Here is a 16,823-nt window from a genome sequence, read left to right on the forward strand (position 1 = left end):
TAAATTCCTAAGCAAGAACAAATTAGGTGAGCATGAATAAATGGTAATTCCCCTGTCGATTCATGTATAGCTAAAAACTAAAAGCTGTTTCAACTGCGTCATTAATTACTGTAACGACGCAATTTCACGTCCTCTATGGTCTTAGTCTTCGTCAAGAACACTGAAACTGAATGTTGAGCGAATTGCAGCTGTGCAATTTTTTATTTTTTATGTGATTGGATAAGCTGTTTCAATCCAAATTGTTAGCAATAAAATTTTGACCCGCATGTTTAGGAGGCATCAAATTTTGAGTCTTTCGAAACTTAAAACCATTTTCTTGGCTGTTTTTATCGTTGGTCTTACTCTCGCCATCATCCTTAATCCAAAAGAGTCACTTGAAGCATCAATTAGGGGCTTAACGATTTGGTGGGAGGTTGTTTTTCCATCCTTATTGCCTTTTTTTATTGTATCAGAATTACTTATTGGTTTTGGAGTTGTGAAATTTATTGGGGTACTGTTAGAACCACTTATGCGACCGATATTTCGCGTACCTGGGGTTGGTGGATTTGTTTGGGCAATGGGAATGGCTTCAGGAAACCCAGCAGGCGCGAAACTTACGGCTAGACTCAGAATTGAAAAACAAATAACGGCCATACAAGCAGAACGTTTAGTATCCTTTACAAGCTCGTCAAACCCACTTTTTATTTTCGGAGCTGTTGCCGTCGGTTTTTTTAATAATGCATCTCTCGGTATTTTATTAGCCGCAGCCCATTATTTAGGTAATTTATGTGTCGGTTTAACAATGAGATTTTACGGTGGTTCAGAAAAAACGCAGACTTTCGAAAAGAAAAACATAAGCTTCCCTTCGATAAAGGTAGCCTTCAGAGAGCTTCATTCTACAAGGATATCTGAATCGCGCCCCATCGGAAAAATGCTTGGAGATGCCGTTGTTTCTTCCATTCAAACACTACTTATGATCGGTGGTTTTATCATTCTTTTCTCTGTATTTAATAAGGTATTAGCACTTATGCAAATAACAGACATGATTGCCAGTGTTTTTACGGTCATCTTGGCTCTCCTACATATCGCCACAGATTTAAGCAGACCACTTATAGCTGGCATATTTGAAATAACGTTAGGAAATCAGCTTGTTAGTGAATCAACGGCCGATTTATTAGATAAGGTAATGATCGCAAGTTTTATCTTAGCCTTTGGCGGGTTATCCATTCAAGCACAAGTCGCAAGTATTTTAGCAGATACAGATATTCGTTTTAAGCCTTTTTTTAGTGCGAGAATTCTTCAAGGTATTTATTCGTCTATATTTGCATTCCTTTTATTCAAACCGCTTTATCTAAATTTGCAATCAAACCAGTCTACTGAACTCCCTGTCTTCATAATAAGTAATAGCCCTGATTGGGCAAAAGCATATTGGGAAACGCTAATTCAAATAGGTCCTCTCATTACAATCCTGTCATTGATCATCTATATCTACCTATACGGCAAGAGAAATGTATTTACTAAAACAAATTAAGTTTATTGTTCAGCCTCGGGCAAATAAGCCGCTTTTGAATAGAAGCCGTACTTTGCCTTCAATTCAAAAGTGGCTGTAGACCCAAGAGGGCCGGACGCTTGCACTGGACAATTCTCGAAGTCAAAACTTATAAATTCTGGTGATATTATAAAAAAGGTGAGGTACTCCCTCACCTTTTAGGCATCAATGAATTTCTTATTTAAAGCCTTTTCTACTGCTTCAGGAACTAACTCAGAAATGTTGCCTCTGTATTTTGCTACTTCCTTTACAATGCTGGAACTTAAAAACGAATATTTATTGTGTGTCATCATAAAGAACGTTTCAATATTCTCATCTAACACTCTATTCATTGAGGTAATTTGCATTTCATATTCAAAATCTGAAACAGCTCGTAGACCTCGTAAAATCGTTTGCGCCTTCTTTTCATGAACATAATCTATAAGCAATCCGTTATAGGATTCAACCACTACATTAGGAATATGTTTCGTTACTTCTCTAATTAATTCACACCGCTCCTCAACTTGGAATAATGAGTTCTTCGATGAATTGTTTAGTACACAAACATATACCTGTTCAAATACCTTTGCTCCCCTTGTAATAATATCTAGGTGCCCATATGTAATTGGATCGAAACTTCCTGGACACACCGCAATTTTCCCCATTTTTTATTCCTCCCCTTTATGACTATATCTATAAATTGTAATAGAACTCATCCCGTATGTTTCATGTTTTAATTGAATCAATTGATCAATCTCTTCAGGCAATTGAATATCCGATCCATGCTCAGTTACAATAAACCCGTCTTTTCTTAGTAATCTATTTTCACTAATTTCATTTATAAGCGTTTTCAATTTTTGTTGTTTATAGGGAGGATCTAAAAATATTAACTGAAACTGTAGCTCTCGTTTAATAATCGCTTTTAATGCTCGTTCAGCATCATTTCGATAAACCTCAGATGCCTCTATAGCATGACAGACTTCAAGGTTTTTATGTATCGTTTGGATAGCCTTAGATTCTCGATCGACAAAAATACATCGTTCAATCCCACGACTTAGTGCTTCAATACCTAGACCACCGCTACCTGCAAACAAATCCAAGGCAACGCCACCTTCAAAATATGGCCCCACCATATTAAATATCGCTTCTTTTACCTTATCAGTTGTTGGACGTGTACTTACCCCCGGTACTGCTTTCAATGATCTACCTTTATAATTTCCTGACACTACTCTCATTTCATTCACCACGACTTTTTAATTTACATTACACTACGATTAATAAGTTACTGTAATTTGTCCCCTTGTCTCAATTTAGTGAAACTCCCATCCGTCAAAGCTGTACTATCTTTTATTGCGGAAAAAGTTTCACTTAATCGTACCACAGCCTTTCCATCTGATACAATATTTTATATTTATTTACTTACAATTTTAAAAATTCACTCTTTACATTCAGTTGTATTTTCGGCAAACAACGTCGCTTGAGAACTGCCTTCGTAAACACTTGTTAATTTTTTTTATTGTTTTATGTATATGAAAAATCCGATTGGTGATAATGATTAGTAACAACATCGATTCGTTGATGTTGTTGCCAACCGCGGAGAAGACTTACGTTTCCCCATAAGTTCTTCCTCCGGTTTCTCCTCTCCCTTTGCCTTCAACCTTTTATATACTAAAAGGTATTGAAGGAACCTACAGAGATTATCTGTAGGTTTTTTTGTTTTATAACTATAAAATAATTCTTGTACTGTGGATAAGCGCACGACATCCAGCTCCAGCCTAGGATACAATGGTATTGTTTAAACTTCATTTTATTATTCCAAAACCTTTCCTTCTCATTTATTATTGTTCATGGTATAGTGAAAAATTGATTATGTCTGTACTGTTTTTTCGCTCTACCACACTTTAGGGTATCTTATTTCCATTATCGTTTCAGGGAGGACATTTTATGATTCAACGATTTATTGAGTTAGGTGAAGGTTATTCTGATATATATGAACTTATCGAGACAGCTAAGGCTAATAAACACCGTGTATCGAAGCTGATTGCTTTACATTCAAAAGTAAATAATCGTGATGTTTCATCTCTAGTTGTTATCATGGAGCCGACTGATCCAGGGAAGTTCCAAGCTTTGTATATTTGCCGGGAAGGTATCCCAAATCCAAATGTCAAAGCAAATAAGAGATTTGAATTATTTACAGAACTAGAATCCCATTTAAATAAAAAAATCATTCAGATTGAAGTTAAACCTTCTAACATGTTTAAGGAACTTGAACTTTATTATCAATATTTAATTGGGATATTACGATTAAATCATTATCTCCCACCATTGCAATAAGTAGATTTACAAAATGCTAACTGATACATAGTGCTTTGACTAAGTGACATCGCGGTTAGCGTCTTTCTACTTTTTATAGTTTCCTAAACGAAGACGAAAAAAGGCTTACCATCTAGAAAACGAAATACATTTACATGTCATTCGTCCTCATGGTAAGCCTTTTATATAATCGTTTTGACAATAACTATATCCGATTATAATCCAATTTTATAATCATATTCTTTTGCTTTATCCACCTTTGACTCAAATTCAAGTTTTAAATAAGGTTTATAAGATGGCTCAGCATGTTTTACAAACGAATAGGATGAAAGCTTTTGTACATTTCGCTCTACCAAATCCATATCGCAGTATAATACAACATATTTTAATCGTTTGGAAACGTAATGGACGTTTCCAAACTTTCTCAGCATTTTGATATGCTTTAATGAATGGAGCCAAACGGCTATCCCTTGACGCTTTTCAACCATAATATGTATCTCCTTATATATCGCAGATTAACTTGCAGTATAACCCCACTTAAAACCTTAGAGGAATCTAAATACAAAGTAGCTTATACTATCGTAAAGAATTAAACTTAATTAACGCAGACTAATGGCGTCGGCGGACTACTTTGTTTGATTTTTCAGCAACCCGTGAACCCCGACCAATCGTACAGGATTCCCCCACTGATGAAATATTCACTTTAGTTTTAAAAAATCACTATTATAACAGTAAACCTTTTCAATTAAAGTCTAGCAAAAAAGTTGATCTCTAACAATATTCATCAAAAAAAATAAACGAGCCATTTCCGACTCGTTTTATGAAACTTTACAGCCACATCCCCCGCCAGAGCTACATCCTCCACCACAACTTGACCCTGAATCAAAGAATGGATTACCTGTCGGAACCTTTACATAATCTGATACTGCGCGACCCACCTGAACACTAATTTCATCTAACAATGATTGGAGTTCATTTTCTGCCCTTTTAAAATTCGATACATATTCATTTAAATCGAGCTCTCTTTTAATGTCACGCATATCCTTTGAGATTTTCCGATAATCTGGATGATATTTACCAAAACGTTGAACATCTTCGTATAAGTCCTTCGTTTTCGAAAATTGAGCAATTAGCTGTTGAGCTTCTTTATCATTCTTTAATATATGAAAACTTCGACGATATTCATCTGCTAGCTCAGATTGAAGTACAAAGCTAGCAAGTTTTTCTGCTTCATCGAGTATTAACATGCTTTCAATTGTAGCAAACATAGAGTATTTGCACCTCCGTTACTCATTTTACCATGAATAACGGAAATTGAAAAATTCTAGGCATAATATATTATCAAACAAATAACTTTTGCTATACCTTTAAGCTTACATTGCTAGAACATTATTGAATCGTGACATCCCATGTTTTTTTCAGATTATAACTTGTTGAATCATTATGAACGACCTCTACTGTCATTTCGTGGATCCCTTTATCCAATCCTTTGACCATAAATGCTGCAGTATACATGTCATTAACTTTTTTACCATCTATATAAACTATTATATGACCTTCACCATTTACTTTACTTCCTCCCTTTTCTTTAAAGAAAAAATTAGGAATAAAACATTCTATATATACATCCTGTTCACGAACATGATGCTTGACATTCAAAGAATGATTTTGTTGCTGACTGATAACTTCAACGACATCTTTTGAAACATTCGTAATTTGAAGGGGAATGGTTTCTACCGTCCCCTTTGGTCTTGGCTTGTCCCCTACACAACCAACCAAGACAATAAACATTAAACAAAAAACGACTAACCGCATCATCATTTTCGCCTCCTATTTCCCTATTGTTCACAACCATGTATCAAATCATGAATATATTTTTTAGGTAAAACTAACTCCTTAACGATTATGTAGCACTAAGATTAAAACGACTTGGTTTCCAAGTCGTTTTAATCTTGTTGTCTCATTGCTTGAAACATCCCAATCATCATTGATGCCATTTGTATCGAGTTTGAAAATTGCTGTACTTTATGTGGAATTGTCTTTTGATAATAATTCATCATTTCCATTTCTAACGATTCTAAATCATTAGGATTTCTAGAAAGCTTCCGAAACCATTGAGGTTGCTCTCGAATAAATTGCTGCAATTCTTTATTGGAACGAATTTGTTCTTGAATTTCTTTTCGCATACAGCCCCTCCAATTACGACATCGTCTAAATAATTACATGCACAGTAAAAATAGGTGGCAGAAAGCCCCACCTATTTCAATCAATCTTTTCTAAAAGAAAAAGGTTGTTGACTTTTACTTGAGGAAGTTTGACTTGAACCCTTTGTTAAACCAAATTGATTGAAAAGACCTTGAATCGTTGAAATCGTACTGCTTACATTCGAAATATGATGGTTTACAGTGTTCGCATCCATTTTTTTCACTGCTGATAACATTTGAGTCATAAAATCGGATTTTTTTTCATCATCATTTTGTTCAGCTATATTTTTATATTGTTTCCAAATTACATCGTTCTCTCCAAGCAAATACCAATCCTCGAACACTTCCTGCCATTCTTTATTACCCTTTCTGACCTCTTGCACCAACTTCGGATGTTCCTTAACAAACTCTTTAAACTGTTGAACAGATGGATGGTTTTTCTTTGCTTTCATTTTTTTCACCTCTTCGATACATTCGCCTACGATATCATATCGAAAAAACACTTTAAATGTTCGCCCAATTTAAAAAACAAAAGCCCAAGCGCCTTGATCAGCCTAAGGCGAGCATAAGCCAATCGAGGGGCTAGGCGCTTGCGCTGGATGTCATGCGCTTATCCACAGTACAAGAATTTTATAATTCACGCTAAACAATAAGAAAATTGATTTTATCTATTAAAATAGCAATTGAAAAAGTCACGAAAATTTTGGTAAAATATTACTGACTAAAGGAGTGTGTTAGGGAGATGACAAAAGACGAGCTATTACGATTAACCAATGAGGTATTACAAGACGCTCTCGAAGAAGACCAATATGTTCTTGAACTCATTTTGACTGGATTAAAAAAAAAGCAATATCATGAAAAGAATTCGTATATAAATGCAATTCTCCACGCTGAAGGTGAATTCAAAAATGGCCAGTTTACAATTAAAATACCAAACACCCCTATCATTCAAAATGCATTAACAATTGTCCACGGTGGTATTACAGCAACTTTACTTGATTCAGCAATGGGAGGCCTTGTCCATCACATACTTCCTCCTGACAAAACTGTCGTTACGAGTGAAATGAAAATTAATTATGTAGCCCCTGGTGTCGGAAAAGAATTAGTATGCACGACCGATATCATTCACAAGGGAAACAAAACAGTAGTCACTGAAGGTCGAGTTTACAGAGACGACGGAACTCTTATTGCACATAGCACAGCTAGCTTTTTTATTATTAATCGGAGCTAAAGGTTGGTGGAGGTTATGAAAAGCTTCTTTTTCAAAAAACATTGTGCGATTTGTAAAAAAACGAGTAAAATTGGAGAAATTTATTTTAATGACGATGGCGTAAAAATCTTCGTTTGTTCACTTTGTTATGAATACGCTGAAAGACGTGCATATCGGAAGGTGAAATAGTCTCAGTTTTCCAAGCATCATGAAAATGAAACTTACCTTGACTTTTATAGGATAAAGAAAAGCTGACTATGAATTTACAGTCAGCTTACATCTTTAAAATGAACGAAAATGGTTTATTCAAGTGTAAGTGTAACCAAAAGCTTCGTGACTTCCCCTACACATAATAAAGTGTAGTTACAAGCTTCATTCTTGCCATAAACCAGTCAACTTACTTCCACTTTTCACTTATTGTTTTCATGTTTAAAGTAGTAAAATTTTCGTCTTCAAGGAAAGACGATCAGTTAATTCGAGATAAAGTTTTGTGTATAATATAAGCCATCTACACCTACGCCTAAATGTGTGAACTCCCCATTTAACAGTGTTTCGCGGTGTCCTTTACTATTTAACCATCCTTCAGTAGCTGCAATCCCATCTACATATTGTGCTGCAATATTTTCTCCTGCCATTTTATATTTCACATCAAATTTAGCTAGTCGGTCTACTAACGTTTCTCCATTTGGTGATTCATGCGAAAAATAATTATTCAGTCTCATATCTTCGCTGTGTAAAAATGCTACTTGTGATGTTTCTTCATCCCATGTAACTGAATTAATATTATGTCTAGTACGGATAATATTTGTTATCGATAATATCTGTTTCTCAACACCGTCCTCTATCCCGTCCCATTTTTCATTTGTAATTTTCTTAGCTTTTATTAACTCCCCTCGATACGTAACTTCGTAAGACCGTTGCTTAATAAACGTTTCTGAATCTAGTGCACGAATACTTGATAACACCCCGTCAAACTTGTCGATATATAGTTGTACAAATACATCACCAACCTTTACTGTTGGCCTTGTGTTCATATCCTCTTCTGAAAATTCAAACCGATAAGAATTCCCATCGAAATTTAGCGATAAATTTGATGAAACAGGTGCAATTTTAAATACTTCTTGTATTGGTTGTCCAATTTTAAATGGGCTTACATTCACCCCATTACCAATACCATAAACAGTCACAACCTTATGATTTAATATTCCAATTTGGATATATTGGTTATCTGCTTGTTGATAGATCCACCAATCATAATCATATGCTGAAGGGTCAATTCGGTCAGGTTCTCCAAACAGAGCCGTAATTTCTTCTGACGATTTATCCATAAGTGACAAAATTCCTGCTTCAGGCAATTTATCCGATTCATCAGCAATCTTTGATTCTTTTTCTGTAGTCAATGCTTCATTAGAAATTTGGATATCTTCTTCTTCATGTTTTTCGTTAGGAGTATATTGTCCAAAATACATAAATAATGTATAACTTATAATAATGATTAAAAATATAATAACCGTTCGAATGAAAACACGCAGTCAAAACCCCTCCATCACTACTCTTTTTCCTATCATTATATGAAAACTCCCCATTGATATTCTAGTTATTTGTTATGAAAAGTAGTATTGCTAGTATTTCCAACTAGAAATCCCGTTAATCGTAGTATAGTATAAATTACCTTAGTTTTCTAACAATACGAACGAAATTGCCTAAAATTCGTGTAATTACACCTTTAAAACCCTAATATCTCACATTCTTTACAAATATCAATCAATTGAATCCTCTAAGTCGTTTACTACTCACATATATAATTTCGATTCCTTTATGAACTATTGTGGGTACTAAGGCTTGTTAATGAGGGAAAAACGGAAAGTTATCCCTTACCTACTTGCTTTTTTGCTTTAGTATCATTAGGTAAGGGTTTTACTCCCCAGTAAGAATGGGATAAAAATCATTCTGTGTCTATATGTTTATTTTCAATATGTTTCAGAGATATTCGATAGCGCTTCTCCAGCTGCGTTGCCTGTTATCGTATGTGTCGATAGATCCCCTAATGAAATCATCCCCACAAGTTTTCCGTTATCAACTACAGGGATACGTCTTATTTGGTGTTTAGCCATCAAGTCTGCAGCCTCATGTGGAGAAGAATTTGATTCAATAGTAATCAGTTGATCAGTCATTACGTTCGTTACTTGATTAGAACCAGGGTGTTTCTCTGCAATCCCCCTTAAAACTAAATCACGATCTGTGATTAGTCCAATCAACTTTTGATTATCAACGATAGGGATTGCTCCAACATTTAACTCCTTCATTTTCACAGCCACCTCATATACGTTATCAAGTGGCGTACAATACTCTACATTAGTAGTCATAATATCTTTTACTGTTTGCATCATTTATCATCCCCTTTTATTATGTAAAACTCCAATCAGTGGAGAATTACATTATCACCACTGATGGAAGTCTTCCTTTATTAATTATGTTGCTCTGTAACACTATTTTCTGCACCTGTTCGTTAGGATATTCTGAAGTTTTTACCTTAAAGTTGTTTTATCATCAAAGTAAGACCAAATGATGGAAATTACTCTTATTTTTTTAGGGTTTTTCAGCTATAATAGATATGATGAAAAGGCTTTAATAGGAGGGATTTACATATGAAATTAGAAACAACCGGATTAGAAGATGTGACAATTGACTTCGATCGTTTAAGCGTAATAATGGAGAATATTGGATTTGTTTTAGCTGGTCAATGGGATTATGAACGAGTTACCTTTGATCGTAAAATTCAAAAGCAAGGTGATGTTTACTATCTTCGTGTGCAAGCCTATGCTGTAGAAGGTGAAATTGATGGTCGCCATGCAGTTGTTAAAATGATCACTCCTATTTTAGGTAAGCATCATTACCCACATGGCGTTGAATATGGTGAAGGTGAGTACTTTCCTGATGACGTCGTAAACACTAGTAAGAATCTCTTATCTAAGGTATCTGAAGCCATACAAATGGTACAATAAAAACAAAAAGCGCAAGCGCCTTGATCAGCCTCGGGCAAATAAGACGCTTTTGAATAGAAGGTGTTTTTTCCCTTCAATTCAGAGTGGCTGTAGACCCAAGAGGGGCCGGATGCTTGCGCTAGATATCGTGCGCTTATCCACAGTACAAGAATTTTATAGTTTTCGAAAAACGATAAGAACATTAAAAAAGCGAACTCAATTTAACAAGGAGGATTCGCTTTTCTATTTTAATACAGAAAGAAAGACTTCCATCAGTGCGGATTTTCTTTATCCTTCACTGATAGTTTTAGCGAGACTTTCCTTAATCTTTATAGGCAGTTTCTCCACCTTCCTTCTTTGATTCACCAAGGACTCTAAGGTGGGCGCTGTGGGAATTAATTCTTAACGTTCATCAATTCTTTGAAAAACCGTTCCATTCTATACCGTTTAGAAAAAGTCAAATAAGATGGATGATTTCACTTGCGAAACCATATCAAGTAAAAGATTTACTTGCTCTTCCTCACCTTGAATTTTTCCAAACTCAAAAAGGTGCTTCGGATCACTATGACCTAATAACACCGATGTTAACGTACCTACATCCATTCTTATACCTCTATTTGGTGGATTCACACAACTGCCTTTTTCCTTTTGAAACACCTGGATTGATTCTCCCTTTAGAAAAAAAGTTCCATTGTTCCAATGACATATTGGATCTGACAGATGAAGAATGAGTGGCTTGTCACCCTTGATGTAAAATGGATATTTCGCCAAAAACCTACTTACATTTACGATTTTCCCCATAAAATAAGGGTGAATTTCTGTTTTAACCCTAGGGTTTGGTAGTAACAAGGACAGGGGATCTTGTTCATATGTTTTCCACTTTACTGTTGAAACCATTGAATCGTGTTGACATATGAAATTCCAATAATCTTTTTTAATAGACTCTTTTAAGACAACTACTTCATGAACGATTAATTCACGATCCTTTATGGAATAAATCATATAACCATCTTCTTCGTTATCGTCATTTACGTGAATAACAACATGCTGCCCCTTTTTTAAAACGACATCCATCCACCAACTTTTATCTCGGATTAGCATACTATTATGAATCTCAATAAATCTACGATACAAACTCATTAAAATAGGAAGAGCGTCATCTTTTGTTTTTCTAATCATTTTCCCATTTTGACTATGTATAAATGTTAAATCTTCTTTTTGAATCGTATACGTTTTCTCTGTACAGATTAGTTCCCAACCAAATTTTTGATAAAAAGGAACATAAAATGGATGCAAATACGAGATATCGAATTCCTGTTCATTCATCCAATGAAGACTCTCCTGAAGTAGCATTTTGACCTTACCATTTCTTCTTGATTCAGGCCAAGACGCAACAGAAGCAACTCCTCCCATCTTAAACACTTGATTTTGAATCATGGTTTCGAATGTATAAATATGGAGCTTCGATCTTAGTTCATCATTGTCAAATTCGCCAAGAATATACTGCTTATCTAGTTTTCGTTTATACGCTTCTAGTTCACCATCGCCAATGGTAAACTGGAATGCGTATTCTGATAATTTAAGGACTTTGTCATAATTTTCATTCGTTATAACTTTAATCACTGCAAACATACACTCCTATTAATGGATAGTGGCTGAAAGGAATCCACCATCCACCATATTTCTCCTGTTTCATAATTGAATAGTACAAATGAAAATAATTCATTCAAAATCTTTCTTTTGAATTTCCCACATTAAAAAACGACCTTCTTTTTCCGTACAAAGCATTCCTAGCTTTTCAAAAAGTCTAATTGATCGTTCTTGTGCTACCTCACACTCCATTACTACTTTTGTTACAAACTTTTGATACGTTAACCAATCAATGAATGCATCCACTGCTTCAAACGCTATTGTTTCATCTACCTGCTTTTCATCCACATGATAACACAATTCTACCATACCTTCCTTAGAGGGCTTCCCTTGCATTAAAATATCACCAATTATTCGTTTCTCTTCATACAAAATAATTAGCCATAGCCCGCAATCATTTTTCTTCTCCTTTGACTCCAAGTTTTCAATATAGAGCGGAAGAAAGCCTTTCACAAAAGCAGATGGCCAGCAAATAGGAAATTCAATTGGTGACTGTTTGTCTAACTCCTTTCGATGAAACACCAATGATTTGGCGATATCAAGTGAACAGGGTATGATCATTAGTCGATTTGTTAAAATCTCAATCAAACCATTCTCTCCCCTCTTTTTGATTTTTGTCATCATAAGAAAAGCGTAAACTCCTTGTTCAGCCTCGGGTAAATAAGACGCTTTTGAATAGAAGGCGCGTACTTTACCTTCAATTCAAAAGCGGCTTATGACCTCGAGGGGCTAGGCGCTGGATGCCATGCGCTTATCCACAGTACAAGAATTTTATAGTTTCCTAAGCAATTAAAAAAGGTGACTTAGAACATTTTATTCTAAACCACCTTGTAAATATGTTTAAATCCATAAGATTGCCTAGATATCAGCTAATGATTCACCGATGATTAGGAAATTGTTTCTTTAAAATGAATAGCAACTACTGATTAATCAGTAAACGAAAGGTTTCATTTTGCTGGTTCTGGGGAAAAATCGTTCTTAAGCTCATCATTTTGACGCTCTCTCCGCGCCCATTGGAAAAAGACATAGGCTAGAATTGTTCCATAAACGATTTCTTGGATGATTTTCATAATCACCCCACCTAATTGTTGATCCTCTAATAAAGGTAGGATGTTGAACATATCAGGACCAGTTAAGTTTAATCCAGAAAGCATATCAGCAGGTACACATAACGCAAGGGCATTCATCCAAGCTTGCGGTTCAGAATAAGTTGCATATAAAGGATCTGTAGCGAAAATGATTAATGCACAGGCCGGCGTTAATAAAACACCATCTGCAAAGATGTAACCAATTCGTTTAATACCAGTAAGTCTTTCCCACTCTGGTAATGTATTAAGAAATAACGGAAGCCACATAAACATAGCACCAATAAAGATGATAGTTGTCATCGCTGCATGATAGAGCGGATCGGTTTTCACAAAATCAAACACCAAAGGGTAATGATAAACTGAAAATAATCCGTTAAAAATAAGAAGTGCAATAATCGGTTTAGTAAATAATCTCACTATTGGCTTAATGAAAGGACGATAAATAATTGTCTTCCATAACCATTCTGGAATCCCTAGGATAAGGAAAGGTGGGACGACCAAGTATAAAATAGCCATTTGGATCATATGTGTACTAAACATAATATGACCTAATAAATCAACTGGACTCCCTTTACTTATGTATAGAGTCACAATGCCTAATACAAATAAAATTTGTTGTTTCGTTGTTACTGGGATACTATTTTTGAATTTAGAGCGCCATGGCCCAATGATCATAAAATACAAAACTGTTATTACAAGCAAAATTACCATATAATAAGGACTCCATAATGCCCGAAATCCAAATATATCAAAGCCCATCTATTAATCAGCTCCTCACCCTAGTCTTTCATCATTATTATACATTTCATATCACATTATGACAAAGTTAAAACGCAACCACTCATTAATATAAAACAGGACTTACCTATATCTATACGGACAGATATTCACAACTTATCTCCATGTTTCACTTGACGCCTGAGGTAAGGGTAGTGCTGCCTGTAAAGAATGTGATAAATAAAAACGAGCAACTAGCATAATAGCCAATTGCTCATCTTCATTAATTACCACCAAGAAATTGTAACAAGGGCTAAAACCGTTAACACTGCAACAAAAACACCTGAGAACAAGAAGAATTTTGGAGCCTCATGCCCTTTGTGACTCATATGCATGAAATAATAAAGCTGGAAAATAACCTGAACCACTGCTAATAAAAGGATAAATGGCACTTTAAACCATTCGCCAATTCCTTCATACCCCACAGCGACAAATGCAACAATAGTAAAGAAAATCATCATTGCAAAAGATACTACTTGATGTTTCATTTCCTCTGCATTTTTCTTACGACGATATATTAAGTCTATATTTTGGGTTGCTGAATTATGACCTTTTGCCATCATTTTATCCCACCATTCCCATTAAATATACAACTGTAAAGATGAACACCCAAACTACGTCAATAAAATGCCAGTACAAGCTAGCCACATAATATTTAGGTGCGTTATACAAGCTTAATCCACGCTTTGAATTACGAACAATTAACGTCGTTATCCAACATAGCCCAAATGCCACATGCAATCCATGGGTTCCAACCAAAACATAGAAAGCAGAACCAAGTGCACTACTTTGAATTGTAAATTCAAATGCATGTACATAATGATAAAACTCATAAATTTCCAAAATCAAGAAACCTAAACCTAGAAGTACTGTTATACCTAACCATAGCTGCATTTTTCCAAAACTATAGTTCTTCATATGGTACATTGCGTATACACTCGTTATACTCGAAAATAAAAGGAGCATTGTTGCTGCGAAAGTAAGCGGAAGCTCAAACATCTCTTGTGTTGTTGCGCCACCCGCGTTGGAATTCCTCAATGCCAAGAAAGTAGCAAAAAGGCTCGCAAACAAGACAGTTTCTCCACCTAAAAACAACCAAAATCCTACAAATTTATTTTTGCCTTCGAGGGTAGCTTTTTCAGGCGCCGCTGGAAAATTTTCCGCTGTTAATTTTTCTTCAACATGTGCCATTATGCTCTCCCTCCTTTATCTTCATCAATTAAGTCTTCTTTATGAATATGATATCCATGATCATCAAGTATAGAACGGAAGAACATGGCACCGAATGTGATAAGGAAACCTACAATAATAACCGGTAATCCCCATCCATAATCTTCACGGTACATTAATCCAAACACAGCGATAAATAATCCAAGAGACACAATGAACGGTAAGATAGAACCATTAGGCATATGAATATCAGCAAGTGGTTCTGCTGGTGTCATTTCTTTCTTACCTTCCATTTTTTCAATCCATAATGGATCTAATCCACGAATTAGTGGAGTTTGTTTAAAGTTGTATTCTGGTGGTGGTGATGAAATTGCCCACTCAAGTGTACGACCATCACCCCATGGATCTGTCCCAACTTTTTCCCCTTTAATTGATGTATAGATAATATTAATAAGTAAAACAATTGTCCCTGCTGCCATCAAGAAAGCACCGATCGAACTAATAAAGTTACTTGTATCAAAACCTTGCCCTGGCAGATATGTAAATACACGACGAGGCAAACCGTTTAAGCCAATGAAATGCTGAATAAAGAACGTTAGATGGAATCCGATGAAGAAAAGAACAAATGTTATTTTATTCATTACTTCATCCAACATTTTTCCAAACATTGTTGGCCACCAGTATATTGAACCTGCCAGTATTCCAAATACTACACCACCAATAATAACATAATGGAAGTGAGCGACAACGAAATACGTGTCATGAAACTGATAATCAGCTGGCGCTGCGGCTAATTGAACTCCTGTTACCCCACCCATAACAAAGGATGGTATAAAGGAAACAGCCCAAATCATTGGAGATGTAAATTTAATTGAACCGCCCCAAATCGTAAATAGCCAGTTAAAAACTTTAATACCAGTTGGTACTGCAATTGCCATTGTCGCAACCGCAAAGATTGCGTTTGCAATCGGCCCTAAACCAGTTGTAAACATATGGTGGGCCCAAACCATGAAGCCTAAAAATCCAATTAATACTGTCGCAAATACCATAGAGGAGTATCCGAAAAGACGCTTCCTTGCAAATACAGGTATAATTTCTGAAAATACCCCGAACGCAGGTAAGATTAAAATATAAACCTCAGGATGTCCGAAAATCCAGAATAAATGTTCATAAATAACCGTGTTACCACCTAAAGCAGGATCAAAAAATGCAGTACCGAATAATCGGTCAAACATTAGTAACGCCAAACCTACTGTTAATGCTGGAAATGCAAATAAAATAAGTGCAGATGCTACAAATGTAGTCCATGTAAATAATGGCATACGCATGTAAGTCATTCCAGGTGCACGCATATTGATAATTGTCGCAAGAAAATTAATCCCGGCAATTAACGTACCTAAACCCGATACTTGTAGTCCTAATATATAAAAATCCACTCCATGACCAGGTGATTCTACCGCTAAAGATGCATATGAAGTCCAACCTGCGTCTGGTGCCCCACCTAAAAACCAACTTAAGTTTAAGAATACGCCTCCAAAGAAGAATAACCAAAAACCCAAGGAGTTTAAAAACGGAAATGAAACGTCACGAGCTCCAATTTGCAATGGTACTACAGCGTTCATTAATGCGAATAATAACGGCATTGCTGCTAGGAAAATCATCGTTGTTCCATGCATTGTCATTACTTCGTTGTAAAAACCGGCAGTTACAAAGTCATTATTCGGTATAGCTAACTGAATACGGATTATTAAAGCTTCCAATCCACCAAGAAGGAAGAAGAAGCCACCGGCTATCAGGTAAAGGATGGCGATTTTCTTATGGTCAACTGTCGTTAAATAGTCCCAAATTACCGCACCGGCCCCTTTTTTCTGAGTTAACGTACTCACAGTGTTACCTCCCTTTTCATTTCGATCATATATT

19 protein-coding genes are annotated in these 16,823 nt (G+C 35.6%); 4 read left to right on the top strand and 15 right to left on the bottom strand.

Translation table 11 applies throughout. The features are described 5' to 3' along the window. Positions 1-286: 286 nt before the first annotated feature. Complete coding sequence (gene ylbJ, locus K9V48_RS00305; RefSeq protein ID WP_224135790.1) at positions 287-1,510, top strand: dipicolinic acid transporter SpoVV; 1,224 nt, start codon at positions 287-289, stop codon at positions 1,508-1,510. Between the two features lie 176 nt (positions 1,511-1,686). Here the strand turns inward: ylbJ and coaD are convergent, their stop codons facing one another. Beyond that, on the bottom strand, positions 1,687-2,172 hold the full coding sequence (coaD, locus tag K9V48_RS00310) for a pantetheine-phosphate adenylyltransferase (RefSeq protein ID WP_224135792.1): 486 nt from the start codon (positions 2,170-2,172) through the stop codon (positions 1,687-1,689). A 3-nt stretch (positions 2,173-2,175) separates the two neighbouring features. Continuing rightward, on the bottom strand, positions 2,176-2,742 hold the full coding sequence (rsmD, locus tag K9V48_RS00315) for a 16S rRNA (guanine(966)-N(2))-methyltransferase RsmD (protein WP_224135794.1): 567 nt from the start codon (positions 2,740-2,742) through the stop codon (positions 2,176-2,178). Between the two features lie 709 nt (positions 2,743-3,451). Here rsmD and K9V48_RS00320 point away from each other — a divergent pair. After that, a complete protein-coding gene (locus K9V48_RS00320; protein WP_224135796.1) occupies positions 3,452-3,841 on the top strand; it encodes a DUF7147 family protein in 390 nt (129 codons plus the stop codon). A 194-nt stretch (positions 3,842-4,035) separates the two neighbouring features. Here the strand turns inward: K9V48_RS00320 and K9V48_RS00325 are convergent, their stop codons facing one another. The 5 genes from K9V48_RS00325 to ylbD all read right to left on the bottom strand — a co-directional run bounded on the left by K9V48_RS00325 (position 4,036) and on the right by ylbD (position 6,476). Beyond that, positions 4,036-4,308 (bottom strand): YlbG family protein, encoded by a 273-nt coding sequence (locus K9V48_RS00325; RefSeq protein ID WP_224135797.1) that lies wholly within the window; start codon positions 4,306-4,308, stop codon positions 4,036-4,038. Positions 4,309-4,638: 330 nt separating this feature from the next. Beyond that, on the bottom strand, positions 4,639-5,088 hold the full coding sequence (locus K9V48_RS00330) for a YlbF/YmcA family competence regulator (protein ID WP_224135799.1): 450 nt from the start codon (positions 5,086-5,088) through the stop codon (positions 4,639-4,641). Positions 5,089-5,209: 121 nt separating this feature from the next. Further along, positions 5,210-5,641 carry a hypothetical protein gene (locus tag K9V48_RS00335; protein WP_224135801.1) on the bottom strand — a complete coding sequence of 144 codons (432 nt, stop codon included), beginning with the start codon at positions 5,639-5,641 and terminating at the stop codon, positions 5,210-5,212. A 125-nt stretch (positions 5,642-5,766) separates the two neighbouring features. Next, complete coding sequence (locus K9V48_RS00340) at positions 5,767-6,006, bottom strand: YlbE-like family protein (protein ID WP_224135803.1); 240 nt, start codon at positions 6,004-6,006, stop codon at positions 5,767-5,769. An 80-nt stretch (positions 6,007-6,086) separates the two neighbouring features. Further along, on the bottom strand, positions 6,087-6,476 hold the full coding sequence (gene ylbD, locus K9V48_RS00345) for a YlbD family protein (protein WP_224135805.1): 390 nt from the start codon (positions 6,474-6,476) through the stop codon (positions 6,087-6,089). A 290-nt stretch (positions 6,477-6,766) separates the two neighbouring features. Between ylbD and K9V48_RS00350 the strand changes: the two genes are divergently transcribed. Beyond that, a complete protein-coding gene (locus tag K9V48_RS00350; RefSeq protein WP_224135807.1) occupies positions 6,767-7,255 on the top strand; it encodes a PaaI family thioesterase in 489 nt (162 codons plus the stop codon). A 449-nt stretch (positions 7,256-7,704) separates the two neighbouring features. Here K9V48_RS00350 and K9V48_RS00355 read toward each other — a convergent pair whose 3' ends face one another. Both K9V48_RS00355 and K9V48_RS00360 read right to left on the bottom strand, forming a co-directional pair. Then, entirely contained in the window at positions 7,705-8,766 is a 1,062-nt protein-coding gene (locus tag K9V48_RS00355) for a CAP domain-containing protein (RefSeq protein WP_224136097.1), read from the bottom strand. Between the two features lie 438 nt (positions 8,767-9,204). Next, the gene (locus tag K9V48_RS00360) at positions 9,205-9,621 is read right to left on the bottom strand and encodes a CBS domain-containing protein (protein ID WP_224136099.1); all 417 of its coding nucleotides are present in this window, start codon (positions 9,619-9,621) and stop codon (positions 9,205-9,207) included. A gap of 261 nt (positions 9,622-9,882) precedes the next feature. Here K9V48_RS00360 and K9V48_RS00365 point away from each other — a divergent pair, with 261 nt between their 5' ends. Then, a complete protein-coding gene (locus K9V48_RS00365) occupies positions 9,883-10,239 on the top strand; it encodes a YugN family protein (protein WP_224135809.1) in 357 nt (118 codons plus the stop codon). A gap of 426 nt (positions 10,240-10,665) precedes the next feature. On the opposite strand, the gene K9V48_RS00370 is transcribed toward K9V48_RS00365, so the two are convergent. The 6 genes from K9V48_RS00370 to ctaD form a co-directional block, all read right to left on the bottom strand. Beyond that, the gene (locus K9V48_RS00370; RefSeq protein WP_224135811.1) at positions 10,666-11,841 is read right to left on the bottom strand and encodes a GNAT family N-acetyltransferase; all 1,176 of its coding nucleotides are present in this window, start codon (positions 11,839-11,841) and stop codon (positions 10,666-10,668) included. A 99-nt stretch (positions 11,842-11,940) separates the two neighbouring features. Then, a complete protein-coding gene (locus K9V48_RS00375; RefSeq protein ID WP_224135813.1) occupies positions 11,941-12,456 on the bottom strand; it encodes a GNAT family N-acetyltransferase in 516 nt (171 codons plus the stop codon). A gap of 359 nt (positions 12,457-12,815) precedes the next feature. Further along, a complete protein-coding gene (gene ctaG, locus K9V48_RS00380) occupies positions 12,816-13,715 on the bottom strand; it encodes a cytochrome c oxidase assembly factor CtaG (protein ID WP_224135815.1) in 900 nt (299 codons plus the stop codon). A 245-nt stretch (positions 13,716-13,960) separates the two neighbouring features. Further along, positions 13,961-14,293, bottom strand: a complete 333-nt coding sequence (ctaF, locus tag K9V48_RS00385) for a cytochrome c oxidase subunit IVB (RefSeq protein WP_224135825.1) — start codon at positions 14,291-14,293, stop codon at positions 13,961-13,963. Between the two features lie 4 nt (positions 14,294-14,297). Continuing rightward, complete coding sequence (gene ctaE / locus K9V48_RS00390) at positions 14,298-14,924, bottom strand: cytochrome c oxidase subunit III (RefSeq protein WP_224135827.1); 627 nt, start codon at positions 14,922-14,924, stop codon at positions 14,298-14,300. Then, a complete protein-coding gene (ctaD, locus tag K9V48_RS00395) occupies positions 14,924-16,789 on the bottom strand; it encodes a cytochrome c oxidase subunit I (RefSeq protein ID WP_224135829.1) in 1,866 nt (621 codons plus the stop codon). Before ctaD ends, ctaE begins: the two co-directional genes overlap by 1 nt. Between the last annotated feature and the right edge of the window lie 34 nt (positions 16,790-16,823).

It is taken from the genome of Metabacillus rhizolycopersici (assembly GCF_020075705.1).